13 protein-coding genes are annotated in these 17,210 nt (G+C 67.1%); 6 read left to right on the top strand and 7 right to left on the bottom strand.

Going from position 1 to position 17,210, the window contains the following annotated elements; translation table 11 throughout:
* Positions 1-169: 169 nt before the first annotated feature.
* Complete coding sequence (locus IBL25_RS17105; protein ID WP_187779750.1) at positions 170-562, top strand: DoxX family protein; 393 nt, start codon at positions 170-172, stop codon at positions 560-562.
* Positions 552-2,150: an MFS transporter gene (locus tag IBL25_RS17100; protein ID WP_187779749.1), complete on the top strand. Its 1,599-nt coding sequence runs from the start codon at positions 552-554 to the stop codon at positions 2,148-2,150. The genes IBL25_RS17105 and IBL25_RS17100 overlap by 11 nt, the downstream gene beginning before the upstream one ends.
* Positions 2,151-2,388: 238 nt before the next feature.
* On the opposite strand, the gene IBL25_RS17095 is transcribed toward IBL25_RS17100, so the two are convergent.
* The 4 genes from IBL25_RS17095 to IBL25_RS17080 all read right to left on the bottom strand — a co-directional run bounded on the left by IBL25_RS17095 (position 2,389) and on the right by IBL25_RS17080 (position 6,048).
* Complete coding sequence (locus tag IBL25_RS17095) at positions 2,389-3,381, bottom strand: amino acid ABC transporter substrate-binding protein (protein ID WP_238940499.1); 993 nt, start codon at positions 3,379-3,381, stop codon at positions 2,389-2,391.
* Between the two features lie 8 nt (positions 3,382-3,389).
* A complete protein-coding gene (locus tag IBL25_RS17090; RefSeq protein WP_187779747.1) occupies positions 3,390-3,749 on the bottom strand; it encodes an amidase family protein in 360 nt (119 codons plus the stop codon).
* Positions 3,750-3,811: 62 nt separating this feature from the next.
* The gene (locus IBL25_RS17085) at positions 3,812-5,167 is read right to left on the bottom strand and encodes an aspartate aminotransferase family protein (protein WP_187779746.1); all 1,356 of its coding nucleotides are present in this window, start codon (positions 5,165-5,167) and stop codon (positions 3,812-3,814) included.
* Positions 5,164-6,048 carry a MurR/RpiR family transcriptional regulator gene (locus tag IBL25_RS17080; protein WP_238940498.1) on the bottom strand — a complete coding sequence of 295 codons (885 nt, stop codon included), beginning with the start codon at positions 6,046-6,048 and terminating at the stop codon, positions 5,164-5,166. The genes IBL25_RS17085 and IBL25_RS17080 overlap by 4 nt, the downstream gene beginning before the upstream one ends.
* 102 nt (positions 6,049-6,150) lie before the next feature.
* On the opposite strand from IBL25_RS17080, the gene IBL25_RS17075 reads away from it, so the two are divergent.
* Entirely contained in the window at positions 6,151-6,783 is a 633-nt protein-coding gene (locus IBL25_RS17075; protein WP_187779745.1) for an arylsulfatase, read from the top strand.
* Between the two features lie 392 nt (positions 6,784-7,175).
* Positions 7,176-10,991, top strand: a complete 3,816-nt coding sequence (locus IBL25_RS17070) for a PAS domain S-box protein (RefSeq protein WP_202986796.1) — start codon at positions 7,176-7,178, stop codon at positions 10,989-10,991.
* 158 nt (positions 10,992-11,149) lie between these two features.
* On the opposite strand, the gene IBL25_RS17065 is transcribed toward IBL25_RS17070, so the two are convergent.
* The 3 genes from IBL25_RS17065 to aspT all read right to left on the bottom strand — a co-directional run bounded on the left by IBL25_RS17065 (position 11,150) and on the right by aspT (position 15,174).
* On the bottom strand, positions 11,150-11,458 hold the full coding sequence (locus IBL25_RS17065) for a hypothetical protein (RefSeq protein WP_187779743.1): 309 nt from the start codon (positions 11,456-11,458) through the stop codon (positions 11,150-11,152).
* Positions 11,459-11,807: 349 nt separating this feature from the next.
* Complete coding sequence (locus IBL25_RS17060) at positions 11,808-13,433, bottom strand: bifunctional aspartate transaminase/aspartate 4-decarboxylase (protein ID WP_187779742.1); 1,626 nt, start codon at positions 13,431-13,433, stop codon at positions 11,808-11,810.
* Positions 13,434-13,455: 22 nt separating this feature from the next.
* The gene (gene aspT / locus IBL25_RS17055) at positions 13,456-15,174 is read right to left on the bottom strand and encodes an aspartate-alanine antiporter (protein WP_194433749.1); all 1,719 of its coding nucleotides are present in this window, start codon (positions 15,172-15,174) and stop codon (positions 13,456-13,458) included.
* A 617-nt stretch (positions 15,175-15,791) separates the two neighbouring features.
* Here aspT and IBL25_RS27700 point away from each other — a divergent pair.
* Both IBL25_RS27700 and IBL25_RS17045 read left to right on the top strand, forming a co-directional pair.
* Positions 15,792-15,980 carry a hypothetical protein gene (locus tag IBL25_RS27700; RefSeq protein ID WP_408897738.1) on the top strand — a complete coding sequence of 63 codons (189 nt, stop codon included), beginning with the start codon at positions 15,792-15,794 and terminating at the stop codon, positions 15,978-15,980.
* Positions 15,981-16,553: 573 nt separating this feature from the next.
* The gene (locus IBL25_RS17045) at positions 16,554-16,997 is read left to right on the top strand and encodes a GNAT family N-acetyltransferase (RefSeq protein WP_187779741.1); all 444 of its coding nucleotides are present in this window, start codon (positions 16,554-16,556) and stop codon (positions 16,995-16,997) included.
* The last annotated feature ends 213 nt before the right edge of the window (positions 16,998-17,210 follow it).

Raw genomic sequence — 17,210 nt, 5'->3', positions numbered from 1 at the left:
GGCGGCCCCGGCCAAGGGCGCCTTCGCCCGTGCCGTGGCGCGCTGCTGCGACGCCGCCTGCGGCGTGCATGGGCACGAGCATGCCCGCGCCTGGGCGGCCAGCAGCCCCGCCGGCAAAGACCAGGGCTTCTGGGGCGCGCTCGGCTGCTCCTGCTGGGCCTTCTGAACCATGGCACGCTGGCACCCGCTGCTTGCCTGGATCGGCCTGCTCGGCCTTTGCGCCGCCTATATCCAGGGCGGGCTGAACAAGGCACTGGATTATCCCGGCGCGGTGGCGGAGGCCATGCATTTCGGCCTGCCGCTGCCATCCGTCGCGGCGGCCATGACCATCGCGCTGGAACTGGCGGCCAGCGCCATGGTGCTGACCGGGCGGTTGCGCTGGCTGGGCGCGCTGCTGCTGGCCGCCTTTACCCTGGCGGCCACCTTCATCGCCAACCGCTACTGGTCTCTGCCGGTGGGACAAGCGCGCTTCATGACCGCCAATGCCTTCTACGAGCATCTGGGCCTCGCCGGCGCCTTCCTGCTCGTCGCGCTTTGGGACCGCACGCCTCATGAGCACTGATACCCCCGCTGCCTCCGGCCCCTTCGCGCCGCTGCGCCAGACGACCTTCGCGGTGATCTGGGTAGCCACCGTGCTGGGCAATACCGGCAGCTTCATGCGCGATGTCGCCAGCGCCTGGCTGGTGACGGACCTCGCCGCCGGTCCCGCGGCCGTGTCGCTCATCCAGGCCGCGGGCACCTTGCCGGTCTTCCTGCTGGCCATCCCGGCCGGCGTGCTGACGGATATTCTCGACCGGCGCCGCTTTCTCATCGCCGTTCAGGTGCTGTTGGGCTGCGTCAGCCTCTCCCTGATGGCGATGGCCCTGACAGGCACCATGTCGGTGGCCAGCTTGGTCGGGCTGACCTTCCTGGGCGGCATCGGCGCTGCGCTGATGGGCCCCACCTGGCAAGCCATCGTGCCGGAGCTGGTGCCGGCCAAGGACGTGAAGAGTGCCGTGGCGCTGAACTCGCTCGGCATCAACATCGCCCGCGCCATCGGCCCGGCATTGGGCGGGCTGCTGCTGGCCGCCTTCGGTGCCGGCCTGACCTATGGCGCGGATGTTGCGAGCTATGTGCTCGTCATTGCCGCACTGCTGTGGTGGAAACGGCCCGCCAAGGCCGAGGACCCGCTGGCGGAGAACTTCGGCGGTGCCTTCCGCGCCGGCCTTCGCTACGCCGTGGCAAGCCGTGAGTTGCATGTGGTGCTGCTGCGCGCGGCGGTGTTCTTTGCTTTCGCCAGCGCCGTCTGGGCCTTGCTGCCGCTGGTGGCGCGCAACCTTCTGGGCGGGGACGCCGGCTTCTACGGCATCCTGCTGGGCGCGGTGGGCCTGGGCGCCATCGGCGGCGCGCTGCTGCTGCCGCGCCTGCGGACGCGGCTGGACGCGGACGGATTGCTGTTGTTCTCGGCCCTCACCACAGCAGCGGTCATGGTTGTGCTGTCGCTGGCACCCCCGCGCTGGATCGCCTTGCTGGCGCTGCTGCTGCTCGGAACGGCCTGGATCGTGGCGCTGACCACGCTGAACGGCACCGCGCAGGCTATTCTGCCCAACTGGGTGCGGGGCCGCGCACTGGCTGTCTATCTCACCGTGTTCAATGGCGCCATGACCGCAGGCAGCCTCGCATGGGGTGCGCTGGCGGAGGTGCTGGACGTGCCAAGCACGCTGTTGGTGGGCGGCGCGGCCCTGGTGGTTTTCGCCCTGGCCTTTCATCGCATTCGCCTGCCCAAGGGGGATGCCGAGCTGCAGCCCTCCAATCACTGGCCTGAGCCCCTGCTGGCCGCGCCGGTCGCGCATGACCGCGGCCCGGTGATGGTCCTGATCGAGTATCGCGTCGCGCCGCAGAACCGGCAGGCCTTCGTGGCGGCCCTGTACCGCCTGGCCGCGTCCCGCCGGCAAGATGGCGCTTATGGCTGGGGCATCACGGAAGATGCCGCCGACCCCCGGCGGATGCTGGAATGGTTCACTGTGGAGTCCTGGGCCGAACACCTGCGGCAGCACCACCGGGTGTCCCGCGCCGGTGCGGACGTACAGGCGGCCGCCCTCCGCTTCCACGAGGGCGAGGCGCCGCCTGTCGTCCGCCATTTCCTCGCCGTGCCGCATCAGTGGCCCTGACGAGGGGGCAGTGGCCCGGGCCGCCCGCGTCTTCCGATGCAGGGGATGCGGCCTGGGCTGAAGCGCAGCAAGCCAGGGCATGAGTGCATCATCGTGAAGAACACGAGAGGCATCTCGCGCCGCTAAGCCCGCTGCGCTCCGATTCCCTTGAAGGGCCCGTCGTTGAGGCCGGCGTGGCGACCTGATTCAGTCCTCCTGATGGTAGAGGACCGGGCCGTAGTGGGCGAGCGTACGGTGATCAGCGGAAAGGAATGGCGTACATCATGCCGCCCTGGGACCAGAGCGCGTTGCGGCCCCGCTGCAGCTTCAGGGCGCTGCCACTGCCCACATTGCGTTCGAACACCTCGCTGTAGTTGCCCACGGCCTTGATGGCATTCAGCATCCAGCGGTTGTCCAGCCCGATGCGGCTGCCGAACTCGCCCGACGTGCCCAGCAGACGCTGCGCCACGGGGTTGCCGCCCTTGGCCTGTTCCTCGGCATTGGCCTGCGTCACGCCTGCTTCCTCGGCCTCCACAAGGCCGTAATGCACCCAGGCGACGATGGTGGACCACTGGTCGTCACCGTTGCGGGTGAAGGGGCCGAGCGGTTCCTTCGAGATGGTCTCGGGCAGCACCACATAGTCGGCCGGGTTGGGTGCGACGCTGACAGCGCCGGCCAGGGCGGAGGCATCCTGCGTCATCGCGTCGCAGCGCCCGGCGAAGAAGGCCTGGTACATGGTGTCCACGCGCTCGAACACCACCGGCTGGAACGTCACCTTGTTGGCGCGGGCATAATCGCCGAGAGTCGACTCATGCGTCGTGCCCTGGGCCACGCAAACGCTGGCACCATTCAGCTCGGCCACCTTGGTGACGCCGGCATCGCGCTTCACCGCGAAGCCCTGGCCATCGTAGAAGTTCACCGGCCCGGCATGCAGGCCGATGCTCGCATCGCGCAGGAAGGTCTGCGTGGAGTTACGCAGCAGCACGTCCACCTCGCCCGACTGCAGGGCGGTGAAGCGGTTCTGCGCCGTCAGCCCGACAAAGCGCACCTTGGTGGCGTCGCCCAGCACGGCGACGGCGATGGCGCGGCAATAGTCGGCATCGATGCCACGGTAATTGCCCTGGCTGTCGGGGGTGGAGAAGCCAGCGAAGCCGGTGCTGACACCGCAGGCCAGGGTGCCGCGCTGCTTCACGGTATCCAGCGTCGCGGCATGGGCGCCGGCGGCGGCGAGCAGCAGACCACCAGCAAGCATCAGAGCTTTCATGTTGCACCTTTGTCGGAGAAAACGGGTTGATCCGGCAGGCGGGGCACGCCCCGCCCTATCTGTTCGAGCGCGGCGCAGACGCGCAGCAGCCTCGCCGCCACGCTGACCGCCGAGACCGAAGGCGGCCCGCCGGGGTTGTGGTCCTTGCCGATCACGATGGCGCCTGCCTGGCGTAGCCGTCGAACCACCTCGGCATCCTCACGCGCGATGTTGTTGAGCAGGATGCGCGAATGGCAGGCGGCCGGCAAGCCAGCCATGTCGATGATGTTCTTGATGCCGACAGGCTCGTCGCAGAGCGGCCCCACATCCTCGCCCGCGGCGAGAGAGGCTGTGCCAGAAAGATGATGGTCCCGCATCGTGGCCAATGCCTCGCGTGAAGGGGCGGAAGGAGCCGCGCCGGGGCCGGCGCGGCCGTGCCTCAGCCGGCGATGGCGGCGTCCACCGCCTCCCCAAGGCGCTCGACGATGAGGTCGATCTCGGCGGCGGAGATGATGTAGGGAGGGGCCAGCATCACATGGTCGCCCCGCGCGCCGTCCATCGTGCCGCCGCCGGGGTAGCAGGCCAACCCACGCGCGAAGGCTTCCTTCTTGATCCGTGCGTTCAGCTGCCGCGCGGGGTCGAAGGGGGCTCGGCTGGTGCGGTCCGCCACCAGCTCGATGGCGCGGAACAGCCCGCGGCCACGGATGTCGCCGACATGCGCGTGGTTGCCAAAGCGCTCGTGGAGCTTCGCCTCCAGCAGCGCGCCCATGGCCTGGACATTGGCCAGCAAGCCATCCTCCCGGATCACCCGCTGCACCTCCAGCGCGGCGGCGCAGGCGATCGGATGCGCCAGATAGGTATGGCCGTGCTGGAAGGCGCCGCTGCCCTGCTCGATGGCATCGGCGATGCGGCCGGAGAGCAGCACGGCGCCGATGGCCTGGTAGCCGCCGCCCAACCCCTTCGCGATGGCCTGCAGGTCGGGCGCAATGCCTTCCTGTTCCCAGGCATGGAGCGTGCCGGTGCGGCCCATGCCGCTCATCACCTCATCCAGGATCAGCAGCGCGCCATGACGGTCGCAGATCTCGCGCACCGCGCGGAAATAGCCTTCCGGCGCCGGCACGCAGCCGGCGGTCGCGCCCACCACCGGCTCCGCGATGAATGCCGCGACGTTCTGTGGGCCGAGCCGCAGGAACTCTGCTTCCAGCTCGGCGGCGAGGCGGGCGGTGAAGGCGGCCTCGTCCTCGCCCTCCCGTTGTTCGCGATAGGCGAAGGCCGGCGAGACGTGGCTGAAGGCGTCCGACAGGAGGGGTGCGTAGGGCGCCCGGCGCCAGGCATTACCGCCCGCCGCCAATGCCCCCAGCGTGTTACCGTGGTAGCTCTGCCGCCGCGCGATGAAGCGGCTACGCTGGGGCTGACCGACTTCCAGAAAATACTGCCGGGCCAGCTTCAGCGCCGTTTCCACTGCCTCCGAACCGCCGGAGACGAAGTAGACCTGGGCCAGCCCGCCCGGCTCGTGCCCCACCAGTTCTTCCGCCAGCGCCTCGGCGGGCTCGTTGGAGAAGAAGCTGGTATGGGCGTAGCAGAGCCGGTCCGCCTGCCGCTTGATGGCCTCGACCAGGCGTGGATGCTGATGGCCGAGGCAGGAGACGGCGGCGCCGCCGGAAGCGTCGAGAACCTCCCGCCCGCCTTGCTCCACCAGCCACACGCCGTGCCCGCCCACCGCCAGCGGCGGCCTGGCACGGGAGGACCGGTGCAGCACACGAGAGCGGCGGGGCGCGGTGGTGATGTCGTTCATGGCGTGGGGTCCTGGTCAGGCATATAGGCGGAAAGGGCCGCGAGCTTGGCCTCGGTCTCGCGCAGCGACAGCAACGCCGCCTCCCCGCCCAGAGAAAAGGTGGCGGCGGCCAGTGCCTGCGCGAGCGCGAGCGCACCCGTGAGGCTGGGGAAGAAGGCCGGAGTACGATCGGCCTCGAACAGCAGCAGGTGGGACGCGCCGGCCGCCACCGGGGCATCGGCCCGGTCCGCCAGGGCCACTACCGTGCAGCCGGCCGCACGCGCCATGCGCGCCGCGACGACAATGGAGCGCGAGTAGGGCACGAAGCCGATCAGCACCACCACATCGCCGGCGCGGAAATCCCCAAGGTCGAGATCCTCCGGCCCGGCGCCGCCGATCAGCCGGACGCTGTCCGGCCGGAACAGGCGGAGCTGGTAGTGCAGCAGCTGCGCCACCGCGCGGCAGGAGCGGTAGCCTGCCACCCAGATGCGCGGGGCCTCATGCAAGGCTGTGGCGGCTGCCAGGATCGGTTCCGGATCGAGCTGTGACAGGCCGGCAAGATCGGCGGCCAGCATCTCGGCGGAAAGCTGTGCGGCCGGGGGAGGCGCGCCAGGCGGGCGAGCCGTGGCCTGCCGCAAGCGCCCGGAGAAGGGCGTTTCCGGGCCGGTGCGGCGGGCCTCGATCAGCGCATCCCGCAGCGGCTCCCATCCACTGTAGCCCAGCGCCTGCGCCAGGCGCGTGAAGGTGGCCGGATTGGTGCCAGCCGCCTGCGCCAATTCGCGCATCGACCGCGTGGCGGCATCGTAGTCGTAGCGCGCGACGTAGCGGGCGGCCTCCCGCAGGCGTGGCGGCAAATCGGGCATGGCGCGGCGCAGGGCAGACAGCGGTGTCTCGTCGCTCATGGCCATCACCGTCGCACCGGCCACCAAAGATATGCAACGTTTATTTCATATTTGCCCTATTATTATTTATGATGATACGAATGGATCATTCCTGGAGGTTCCATGCGGATTGCCCTGATCCACGCCCTGCGCCATTCGCCGCCCCCGGTGGAGGAGGCATTCTCGCGCCTCTGGCCGGAGGCCCGCCTGATGAACCTGCTGGATGACAGCCTTTCAGCCGACCTGATGCGGGATGGTGCGCTGACGGATGCGATGACCGACCGCTTCCTCAGCCTGGCACGCTATGCGGTAGGCACCGGCGCGGATGGCATCCTGTTCACCTGCTCAGCCTTCGGCCCCTGCATTGAGGCATGCCGCGCGGCGTTGGCGCCGATCCCGGTGCTGAAGCCCAACGAGGCCATGATCGAAGAGGCCGTGGCCGCCGGCGGCACCATCGGGCTGCTGGCCAGTTTCGCGCCGACCTTGCGGTCCATGCCGCCCGAGTTCCCCGCCGGAACCAGGCTGCGGCCGCACTGGATCGAGGGCGCGCTGGAGGCGCTGGATGCCGGTGACACCGGGACCCACAACCGCCTCGCCGCGGAGGCAGCTTCCACCCTGTCAGACTGTGACGTCATCGCGCTGGCCCAGTTCAGCCTGGCTTCCGCGGCGCCGGCCATTGCCGCCGCGACCGGAAAGCCCGTGATGACAACACCAGACAGCGCCGTTCGGAAGATGCGGCGCCTGCTTGAGCGGTGACGCTGGTAATGCCCTGATGGCTCGCCGGACTTCGGCAATGGAATAAGGAGCGCAGCTCAGCAGCGGGTTCCGCTTCGCGGCAGGATGAGCGCCGCTGCCGAGGGGAAGACCGCCCTCAGGCCGGAAGCTGCCCAGTCTGGGCCGCCGCTGAACGGCCACTTTCCTGCGGAACAGGCGGAATGGGGGCAGGCTGGCTTTCACCAAAGCCGGCCGCCGATCCCCGGACAATCCCTGGCGCCCGGCCGGCACCCATGCAGATGCCCGGCATCGCCCGGGCTCGCCGCGCGTTAGCTTGATTTGGGCGCAGCGAAGCGCACTCTCCAGGAGACGAGACGCACCGCGTTCAGGGGGCGTAGATGTGTGACCAAAATTGGCTGAGGACGCGGCAAAGGGTGCTCGCCGACTTCGGCGAGTTCGCCCTGCGCTCGGACGACCTCGATGCCGTACTGACCCAAGCATGCCACCTCGTCGCCGCAGCGCTTGGCACGGGGCGCGCCAAGGTCCTGGAGATCGAAAGCAAGGGCCAGACCCTCTTCGTGCGCGCGGGCGTCGGCTGGAGCAAGGATGTGGTCGGGCGCGTGCGCCTGCCCCTGGGCGATCACTCGTCCGAGACCTACTCCATCAAGGCGGGCGAGCCGGTCATCACCAACGACCTCATCAGCGAGACCCGCTTTGGCTTCCCGGCCTTCATGAGGGAGGCCGGTGTCAGGGCGCTGGCCAACGTGCCCATCTTCCTGCCGGGCGGGCGGCCGTTCGGCCTCCTCCAGGTCGACGCCCCCGAGCCACGGGCCTTCGACGACGAGGACATCCAGTTTCTGCGGACCTATGCCACCATCCTGGGACCGGTGATCGACCGCCTCCTCAAGCTGCAGGCCCTCGGCGCCACCGAGGAACGCTTCCGCACCATCGTCGAGGCCGCGCGCGACTACGCCATTGTCCTCACCGACCCGCAGGACCGCATCACCGACTGGCTGCCGGGCGCGGAGGCCGTTTTCGGCTGGACGGCGGAGGAGGCGATCGGCCAGCCGGGCGCCATCCTGTTCACGCCAGAAGACCGCGAGGCTGGCCTGCCGCGGGCGGAGCTCGACGCCGCGCGCCAAGATGGTTCAGCGCCCAATGTGCGCTGGCACCTGCGCAAGGACGGTGCCCGTGTGTTCATCGAGGGATCGGTCGTGGCGCTCCGGGACGAGGCGGGAGAACTGCGCGGCTTCCAGAAGATCGGCCAGGACGTCACCAAGCGGCACCTCGCGGAGCAGGCACTGCGTGCGAGCGAGGCGCGCCTGGCGGCTGCCTTCGAGAGCGTACCCGCTGGTGTCGCGGTGATCGATCTCGCGGGCAAGGCGGTCCTCGCCAACAGCGAGTATCGGCGCTTCCTTCCGGCCGGAACCATCCCGTCGCGCGATCCGGAGCGTGGAAGCCGGTGGCAGGCGTGGGATGCGCGTGGCCGGTTGCTCGAGCCGGATGCTTATCCCGGGGCCCGCGCGCTGCGGGGCGAGAGCGTCGTGCCCGGACAGGAGATGCTCTACACCGACGATGACGGACGCGAGCGTTGGACGAACGTCGCCACAGTGCCAACCCGCGACGAAGCAGGCCGCGTGACGGGATGCGTCAGCGTCATCAGCGACATCACCGACCGCAAGGCGGCTGAGGCGGCCCTCCGCCGGAGCGAGGCGCATCTTGAGGCGGAACTCGGACGCGCCGCCTTGCTGCGGGACCTGGCGGCGCGGATGGTCACGGAAGAGAGTGTCCCGGCGATCTACGAACAAATCCTGTCCACGGCTGTGGCCATCACCGAGGCCGATGCCGGGACGGTACAGGTCTTTGATCCCGAAACCAGATCCTTGTTGTTGCTGGTCAGCCAGGGGTTGGAGGCCGGGATGACCAACCACTTCCGTCGCATCGATGCCAGCAGCAACACGGCATGTGGCATCGGGCTGAGGACGGGCCAGCGCACTTTCGTCGATTTCGACAAAGATGAGGCCGACGAGGCCTGCCGGATGCATGTCGAGGCGGGGCTTCGCTCGGCTCAGGCGACGCCGCTGCTGTCGCGCGACAGATCGCCGATCGGCATGCTCAACACGCACTGGCGCGCTTCGGAACATCGGCCAAGCGACGATCAGCTGCGTTCTCTCGATCTGCTGGCCCGGCAGGCGGCCGACCTGATCGAGCAGCGGCGGGGCCAGGAAAGTCTTCGCGAAAGCGAGGAGCGTCTGCGTCAGTTCGGCGAGGCATCACAGGACGTCCTCTGGATCCGCGACGCCGAGACGCTGCAATGGACGTACCTGACGCCAGCCTTCGAGACGATCTATGGCCTGAGCCGGGAGGAAGCCCTCTCGGGCGACAACTTCCGAAGCTGGATCAAGCTGATCGTGCCGGAGGACCGGCAGCATGCGATCAGCGCCATCCGCCGCGTGCATCTGGGGGAGCACGTCACCTTCGAGTACAGGGTCAGGCGGCCGAGTGACGGCGTGGTCCGCTGGCTCCGCAACACTGACTTCCCCTTGATGGACGAAGGGGGCAGCGTGCGCCGCATCGGCGGCATCGGGCACGACATCACCGACCTCAAGGAGGCCGAAAGGCGGCTGCTGGAGAGCGAGGCCCGCCTGCGCGCCATGGTGGATGCGGTGCCGCAGATCGCCTGGACCGCCCGTGCCGACGGCCACCACGACTACTACAACTGGCGCTGGTACCAGTACACTGGCCTTTCCCACGACCAGAGCGAGGCCGAGGGCTGGACCATTGTCGTTCATCCCGATGACCTGTCGCGGACGCAGGAGCGCTGGCGGCACAGCGCGCAGACCGGGGAGGATTACGAGATCGAGTACCGCCTCCGCGGTGCGGACGGCGCCTACCGCTGGTTCATCGCGCGCGGGGTGCCGGTGCGCGACACGCCGGATGAGCGGCATCCGCAAGGCCGGATCGCCCGCTGGTTCGGCATTTGCACCGATATCGAGGACATGATGCGGGCGCGCGAGGTGCTGGTCCGCAGCCAGGAGGAGCTGGAGGCGCTGGTGGACGCGCGCACGGCGGAGCTGATGGCCGCCGAGGAGAGCCTGCGTCAGGCGCAGAAGATGGAGGCAGTGGGGCAGCTCACCGGCGGCATCGCGCATGACTTCAACAACATGCTGCAAGGCATTCTGAGCGGCATCGACATGGCGCGCCGCCAGATCGGGCAGGGCCACGCCGAGGGCGCCGGGCGTTTCCTGGAAGCGGCCCATGGCGCGGCGGAGCGTGCGGCGGGACTGACGCGGCGCCTGCTCGCCTTCGCCCGGCGGCAGCGCCTGATGCCGAAACAGGTGGACGCGGACGGTCTGGTCGCGGGGCTGACGGACCTGATCCGCCGCACGATGGGGCCAGGGATCGCTGTCGAGCTGACCCTGCGCGACGGCCGTGGCACCGTGCTGTGTGACCCGAACGAGCTGGAAAGCGCGCTGCTGAACCTTTGCATCAACGCCCGCGACGCCATGCCCGAGGGCGGGCGGCTCATGATCCGCACAGAAGAGGTGCGCCTCTCGGCCGCGCAGATCCCGAACCGGGAGGCCGTGCCAGGTACCTTCGTGGAGATCTCGGTCGCGGACACTGGGATCGGCATCCCGCCGGAGGTGCTGGGGCGGGTGTTCGAGCCGTTCTTCACCACCAAGCCGCAGGGCCAGGGCACCGGCCTGGGGCTGAGCCAAATCTATGGCTTCGTGCGGCAGTCCGGCGGGCTGGTGCGGATCGAGAGCAAGCCCGGGCGCGGCACCACGATCCGCCTCCTCCTGCCGCTGCACGAGGCCGCGGCGGTCGCGGCCGTGGCACCGCCCCTTCCCGCCCCCGCCTCGGCGCAGGCGCGCGGAACTGTGTTGCTGGTCGACGACGAGGACGCGGTGCGCGGCCCGGCCGTCGACCGCCTGCGCGAGCTGGGCCTTGTGGTGCTGGAGGCACGGGACGGGCCGGATGCGCTGCGCGTTCTGAGCAGGGCGATGCCGGACCTGCTGGTGACCGACGTTGGCTTGCCGAATGGCATGAACGGCCGACAGGTGGCCGAGGTGGCGCGCGAGCGTATCCCAGGACTTCCGGTGCTGTTCATCACCGGTTACGCCAGCACGGCATTGCCGCCCGGCGTTGAGGTGATCGGCAAGCCCTTCGCGCTCGACGCGCTGGCGCGCCGTGTGCAGGCCATTCTGGAAATTCGCCACCAGAACCCTGGCACCGACCCCAGTGCATAGCCCGCGCGTCCGGCATGGCCATAGGTGGCGACTGTCAGCCGGCGGCCCGGTGAGCACACAGCGCCATGGCTTATCGTATGGCGGCGCCCGCCAGGAGTGGCCGAAAAGGAATGGAGGGCGGACCTGAACAGCTGAGCAACCGGCTGCCGCTCTTGGGTTTACCGCCAGAGTTGGCCGATTGCTTCCAGCGGGTTGCGGTTCGCGCTGTCACGATAGCCGTCCCGGCGCCCCTGTTCATAGGCCCGATGGCGTTCGTATTCTGCGCGGCGCTCCCGCTGCTCATGGCGCCAATGACGCTCAGCCCGGCGTTCCCGCTCGCGCCAACGGCGCTCCTCATGACGCTCCCAGCGCCGTTCATAGCGGCCGTGACCACTCTCATCCTTCCATGGATCCGCCATGGCTGAGGTCAGAGGGGCCACCAGGAATGCCCCGGTGACAGCCAGCAAAAGAAGCTTCTTGGCCTTCATGATGGTTCTCCCGGTTGGTCAATACGTCCTAGAGAACGATGAAGGCCCGAATAGGGTTGAGACGTGGCACACATGCCAAAAATATGGCGAGTGGATGAGCCGGCGGCAGCACGCCAGGCCGCGGCCGCTTCTGCGCGTCCGGCGGGAGCGTTCGGATAAGCACGGAAGAAGCCAGTTTTGGCTCGAACCTGGAACAGCCGGCGATCACAGCAGCCGCCACCCGCCGGCACGGTAAGCAAGCCGGCTGAAGCTTATCGTGCGAGCCAAGCGGCAGATGCCCGCACATGACCACACGGGGGCAACGGCGGTGCTCGGAACCGACTGCAGTGCTTGGGCCGGGGAGTGCCGGTCATGGCTTTGACGGCGCGCCCTCCGGCTGCTGCTGCCGCATGAACTCGGCGTGAAACTCATCGGCCATGCGCCGCAGTTCCCGACCGATACGGGCATATTCGTACTCGTTGAGGTTGGCGAGCGAGACACGCGCCGCCGGCTGCTGGGTGCCGAAGCCACGCCCGGGCAGCAGCACAATGCCCGCCTGATCGGCGATGCGGAACAGCAGGTCGCCGGAGCTAGACCGCTCGGTGATCCAGGTGCCGAATGCCTCGCCGTAGAGCCGTGTCGCGATCCGCTGCAGGTCGAGCAGCGTATAGTAGTCCACCGCGTTAGGCCCGGTCTCCGGCGGCAGGCCGAGTTCCCGGTACAGCGCCGCCTCGCGCCGCCGCACGAGGTTCTTCAACTCGGCCTTGTAGCTGTCGCTCTCATCCATCATCGCGAACAAGGCGAGCATCACCATCTGCACCTGCTGCGGCGTCGAAAGCCCCGCCGTGTGGTTCAGCGCCACGGTACGGCTGTCCGCCACAAGGCGATCAATGAAGCGCAGTGCCCGCACATCCGGTACCAGCGAGCCGTAGCGCCGATCCAGTGCCACCTGCGCCTCCTCGGGCAAGGCCGCGATGGCGCGGTCCATCACATTGTCCTGGTGCGTCGCCACCACGCCAAGCCGCCAGCCGGTCACGCCGAAATACTTGGAGAAGGAGTAGACCAGAATGGTGTTCTGCGGGCAAACGGCGAACAGCGAACGAAAGTTGTCGGCGAAGGTGCCGTAGACATCGTCGGTCAGGATCATCAGATCCGGCCGGTTTTCCTTCACGATGGTGGCGACGCGCGCCAGGCTGCGGTCGTCCATCTTGACGGAGGGCGGGTTGCTTGGGTTGACGCAGAAGAAGACCTTGACCGCCGGGTCTTTCAGCTTGTCCAGCTCCGAATCCGGATATTGCCAGTCCTGCTGCGGATCGGCATGGATCTGCACCTCTTCCAGCGCGTAGTTCTCGAGTTGTGGAATCTCGATATAGGGGGTGAAGACAGGCAGACCGATCGCCACCTTGTCGCCCTTGGCGATCAGGCGGTTCTTTTGCAGGCTGTCAAAGATGTAGGTCATGGCGGCGGTGCCGCCTTCGAGCGCGAAGAGATCGATGGCGTCGCTCGAGTGGTAGCCGCCGATCATCTCCCGCACCAGGTACTGCTTCACGATCTTCTCGCTGGTGCGCAGCATGCGCGGTGGTTCGGGATAGACACCTCCCAGCACACCGTCCACCATCTCATGCAGGAAGTCCGAGGCGGAGAGGCCAAGCTGGTCGCGCACGTAGCTGAGCGCCCGACCAAGAAAGGTGACGCCGGCCTGATCGCGATGCTCCGCGACAAAGCGCTCGAACCGACCCTCGATACCTTCGATGCGCGGCAGCCCGCCGATGCCGACCGGCATGTAGGAATAGGAGAGTTCGGATTCCGACACGGCGAAAAGGCCAAGGCGCAGGAAGGCGCGGCGTGGCAGCGTCGCCATGAAGTTGGGATTGCCGCGGCCGGCGTTGAGCATCAGGCGGTTCGCCTTGCCAGAAGCAAGCCGGATCAACTCGTCCTTCAGCTCGAAAGGGCTCAGCCTCGCATACTGGGCGTAGTCGTCCTGCCTGGTTTCCATGGAGCGGCCTCCTGCCGTTGCGTCATGCGAAGGCCACGATCAGTGGCCCAAGCAGCGTGAGGAACACGTTCGCCAGCGCGTAGGTAATGGCGAAGGGCGTGGTGGGGATGGAGTTGCCGGCCTTGTCCAGCACCTCGCCGAAGGCCGGATTGGCGGAGCGGGAGCCTGAGAGCGCGCCGGCGAAGACCGCGGTGTTGTCGTAGCGCAGCAGATACTTGCCGACCACCATGGTGATCAGCAGCGGCAGCACCGTGACGACGACGCCAAGCAGAAAGATGGTCAGGCCCTGCTGCAGCACAGTGGTCACCGCCTGCTGACCAGACTGCAGTCCTACGACCGCGACGAAGCCCGCGAGGCCGAGGTCGCGCAACAGGGTGGAGGCCCCTGTCGGCATATTGCCGACAGCGAGGTGGCGGCCACGATACCAGCCGAACAGCAGACCCGAGAGCAGCGCACCGCCGCCGCTGCCCAGGGTCAACGGTACGTCGGCTATCCGCACCACAGCGAGGCCGACAAGCAACCCCAGGGCAAGGCCGAGGCCATGGAACACGAAATCCGTCTTGTCGGAGGGCACGATCACCGTGCCGGCCGCATTCGCCGCGCGCTGCACATCGCCGGCGGCACCATAGAGGGTGGCGACGTCACCGCTTTCCACCCGGGCCGTCGGCTGGATCGGCACCGGCTGCCCGCCGCGTCGCAGCGCCGCGAGGAACACGCCATGCCGCATTTCCGGCGCCGTTGCCTCGCGGATCTCGGCGATGGTGCGGCCGACATAGGCCTGGTTGGTCACGGCCACATCCCGTGTCAGGGTGACGACATCCATTCCTTCGGAGGACTGCATTTCCGGCCCTATGCGCGCCGCGAGGTCGACCAGGCCAGCGCGCCGGCCGACCAGCAGCACGACATCGCCACGTTCGAGCCTCACCAGCGGCTCTACACCGATCAATGAGCCCGCGTGCTTGATCCGCTCGACCGACACCGCAGCGCCAGCCTGTGCCTCCAGCTCCGCCACCGTTTGTCCGGCAGACTGCTCAACCCTGAACAGGCGGCCCACCAGATCCGGTGCTGCGGGATGCTCTCCTGGACCGTAGACCTTCACCCCTGCGAGCAACGCCGCTTCGGCCTTGAGCGCGTCGTCGCGGATACCGCGGCCCGTAAACCAGGGCAGCAGGTTGACGCAGACAAGGATGGCGCCGAAGGAGCCAAAGATATAGGTCACGGCGTAGCCGACCGCGACATTGCCCTGTAGCCGCTGCACTTCCTCAGCCGAGAGGCCCAGCTTTGCAATGGCGGAGCCTGCGGTGCCAATGATGGCCGATTGCGTCAGCCCACCGGCGGCGATGCCCGCGGCCAGCCCTTTGTCGAGCCCGAAGGATCGTGCGAGCACCACCACCGTGACCAATGCGCTTACCGCCAGCACCACGGCCATCACGATCTCGCGGATCGACTGGCGGCCGAGGGAGCGGAAGAACTGTGGCCCGCTTTCGAAACCCACTGCATAGATGAACAATGCGAAGAGGACCGACTTCACGCCGTTGTCGATGTGGACACCGAGCTGACTGATCAGCACTGCCGCCAGCAGCGAACCGGCCACACCGCCGAGCTGGAACTTTCCAAACTGGAAACGGCCGATCCAGTAGCCGATGGCAAGGGAGAGAAAGAGGGCAATCTCGGGGGATTGGTTCAGAATAGCATGAATCCACGACACGGCGTTCGACCCCGAGGAAATGCCATGGAGCAATGACTGACTATCGATCCGTTTTCGAACTTATTTTGCTAATTCATCAAAAGTTGATAGAGCACGCTGTCAGCTGCCGATCGCGTTCACTGACTGCGAGCGAGCACCTTGGCTGAAGCTTATCGGGTGTGACGGGGGCGCTTCTTGCCATCAACAGCTTCGTGACAGCAGCCCGCCAGAACGATCCCGAAGTTGGAACTGCAAGGCGAGGAACTGGACATCTTGATAGAAGGAGACATCAAGAGGTGCCCTTCCTTCGAAGTGGCGCACACTCTGAGTAAGCTCCGTGGGAGCGAGGCAGGTGTCCGATGAACAAGATGTAGCGAGAGTTCAAGCAGAAGGCGGTAGCGCTGTTACGCTCCAGCGACCGGCCGCGATGCAAATCGCTGGCGAATTGGGCATCCAGCCCTCCATGCCATGCAGTTGGCGGAGGCGGCAGAACGGCGAGGTGCAACGATCTGTCGCGGCAGGTACAGAATCCGTCGCTTCACCATCTGCTCCAGCATCTCCACCAGCGTATCAGGCAGCTAAGATTGCGCGCCTGCACCGTGAACTAGGGCACGCATTCCTTGAGCGTGAAATTTCAAGAAAGCCATCGGCATCTTCCCGGAAGTACCGAGATGAGGTTCCGCGTCATCGCTGCCGATGCCGGTACCTGCCTGCCGCAGCATGCGGATCGTGGCAGCCAGTATGCCGTCGATGACGACCGCGAGCTGCTCGGCGCAGCCGGAATGCGGCAATCCATGAGCCGCCGTCGTCACTGTCTAGGCAATGCGCCCATGGAAAGCGTCTTCCCCCCCTCAAGGTAGAGTTCGTCCAGCAGCGCCGGTGGACCAGGGGAGGACGAAGCCAGGCGCGGCGGCGTGTTCGCCTGTATCGAGAACTACCACAACCGACAGCGCATCAATTCTGCCTTGAGCTGCCAGACGCCAGAACAGATGGAGAATGCTGCCGCCTGATCCCCGTCGGTTACATCAGGGGAAGGTCACCTTGCCCAACACTCCCGCTGCCGTTGCCGACAGGCCGAGGCTAGCGCCCGAACATGGTTCAACTCTCAGTGGCAACTTCACCCCAAACTGGGTCAGGCAATTAACAAACATCGCCATGGGCGGAGCATAGCGGCGGCATGGTGAACGCCCTCATCAGTGACAGGCTTCAATCGGATCGGCGCTGGCCAAAAGGCCAGCGTGGAAGGGCAAACCGACCCAGATCAGCCCTGCAGGCCCTCCCTGCCGGACTGCCTCTTTGCCCGGCCAGCATGCACTGCCGGCCATAGCCACTGCCGGCCCCTTGCGGGCATTAGGAGCCAGTAGCGAGTGCCGGATAGAAGTGGCAGGGTACTGCCTGGACACTCAGCCAGCGGAAGCAGGAACAAAGGCCAGATGATAGGAAAGCCGTCGGAAACCACCGTGATCCGAGTTCCTGCCTCTTCAGCACTCGGCAGGGCGGCGCTGGAGCTTAGGCATGAAGTCTTCGTCGTAGAGCAGGGAGTGCCCGTAGAAGAGGAGTTCGACGAGTACGATCCGGCCGCGACGCACTTCGTGGCCATCTACGCAGGAGAAGTGGTGGGCACGTTACGGGTCGTCTTCATGCCGGAGCACGCCAAGATCGGCCGTGTCGTCGTGCGGCGCGATCATCGGGGGCTGGGCGTCGCACGGCATATGATGAACGCCGCGATGGATCACAGCAGAGCACTCGGCGTTGGCCGCTTCTTCCTGACAGCGCAGCTCGACAAGCTCGGGCTCTACGAAAAACTTGGCTTCGTCGGTTTTGGCGAGGAGTTCATGGATGCGGGCATCCCTCATCTAGCCATGAAAACCTACTAGCCTTTCTGCTTTCCGCCCATCTGCGACATTTTCCGGCGCCATCGCCACAGGAGAACGCTTAGCCAACGTGCCAGATGAATGGCACGCCGATAGCTGCCTCAGAGATTCGGCGTCGCTTCGCCTCACGCATGCCGACTACGCAGGAAGATCACCCCTGCGCGTCGGGCGAGACGATGATGCAGGCGCCCTGCGTCCGCAGCTTCTCGCAGGCCG

This window comes from Pseudoroseomonas ludipueritiae, from assembly GCF_014490445.1.
Classification (GTDB): domain Bacteria; phylum Pseudomonadota; class Alphaproteobacteria; order Acetobacterales; family Acetobacteraceae; genus Pseudoroseomonas; species Pseudoroseomonas ludipueritiae.
This window is presented reverse-complemented; position numbering and strand designations above follow the sequence as displayed.

Excerpts from the sequence above, each read along its gene's own strand:
- IBL25_RS17065 (WP_187779743.1), bottom strand. The coding sequence starts at position 11,458 with ATGAAGGCCAAGAAGCTTCTTTTGCTGGCTGTCACCGGGGCATTCCTG.
- IBL25_RS17080 (WP_238940498.1), bottom strand. The coding sequence starts at position 6,048 with ATGAGCGACGAGACACCGCTGTCTGCCCTGCGCCGCGCCATGCCCGAT.
- IBL25_RS17075 (WP_187779745.1), top strand. The coding sequence starts at position 6,151 with ATGCGGATTGCCCTGATCCACGCCCTGCGCCATTCGCCGCCCCCGGTG.
- IBL25_RS27700 (WP_408897738.1), top strand. The coding sequence starts at position 15,792 with ATGAGGTTCCGCGTCATCGCTGCCGATGCCGGTACCTGCCTGCCGCAG.
- IBL25_RS17105 (WP_187779750.1), top strand. The coding sequence starts at position 170 with ATGGCACGCTGGCACCCGCTGCTTGCCTGGATCGGCCTGCTCGGCCTT.
- IBL25_RS17100 (WP_187779749.1), top strand. The coding sequence starts at position 552 with ATGAGCACTGATACCCCCGCTGCCTCCGGCCCCTTCGCGCCGCTGCGC.
- IBL25_RS17060 (WP_187779742.1), bottom strand. The coding sequence starts at position 13,433 with ATGGAAACCAGGCAGGACGACTACGCCCAGTATGCGAGGCTGAGCCCT.
- IBL25_RS17045 (WP_187779741.1), top strand. The coding sequence starts at position 16,554 with ATGATAGGAAAGCCGTCGGAAACCACCGTGATCCGAGTTCCTGCCTCT.
- IBL25_RS17090 (WP_187779747.1), bottom strand. The coding sequence starts at position 3,749 with ATGCGGGACCATCATCTTTCTGGCACAGCCTCTCTCGCCGCGGGCGAG.
- IBL25_RS17095 (WP_238940499.1), bottom strand. The coding sequence starts at position 3,381 with ATGCTTGCTGGTGGTCTGCTGCTCGCCGCCGCCGGCGCCCATGCCGCG.
- IBL25_RS17085 (WP_187779746.1), bottom strand. The coding sequence starts at position 5,167 with ATGAACGACATCACCACCGCGCCCCGCCGCTCTCGTGTGCTGCACCGG.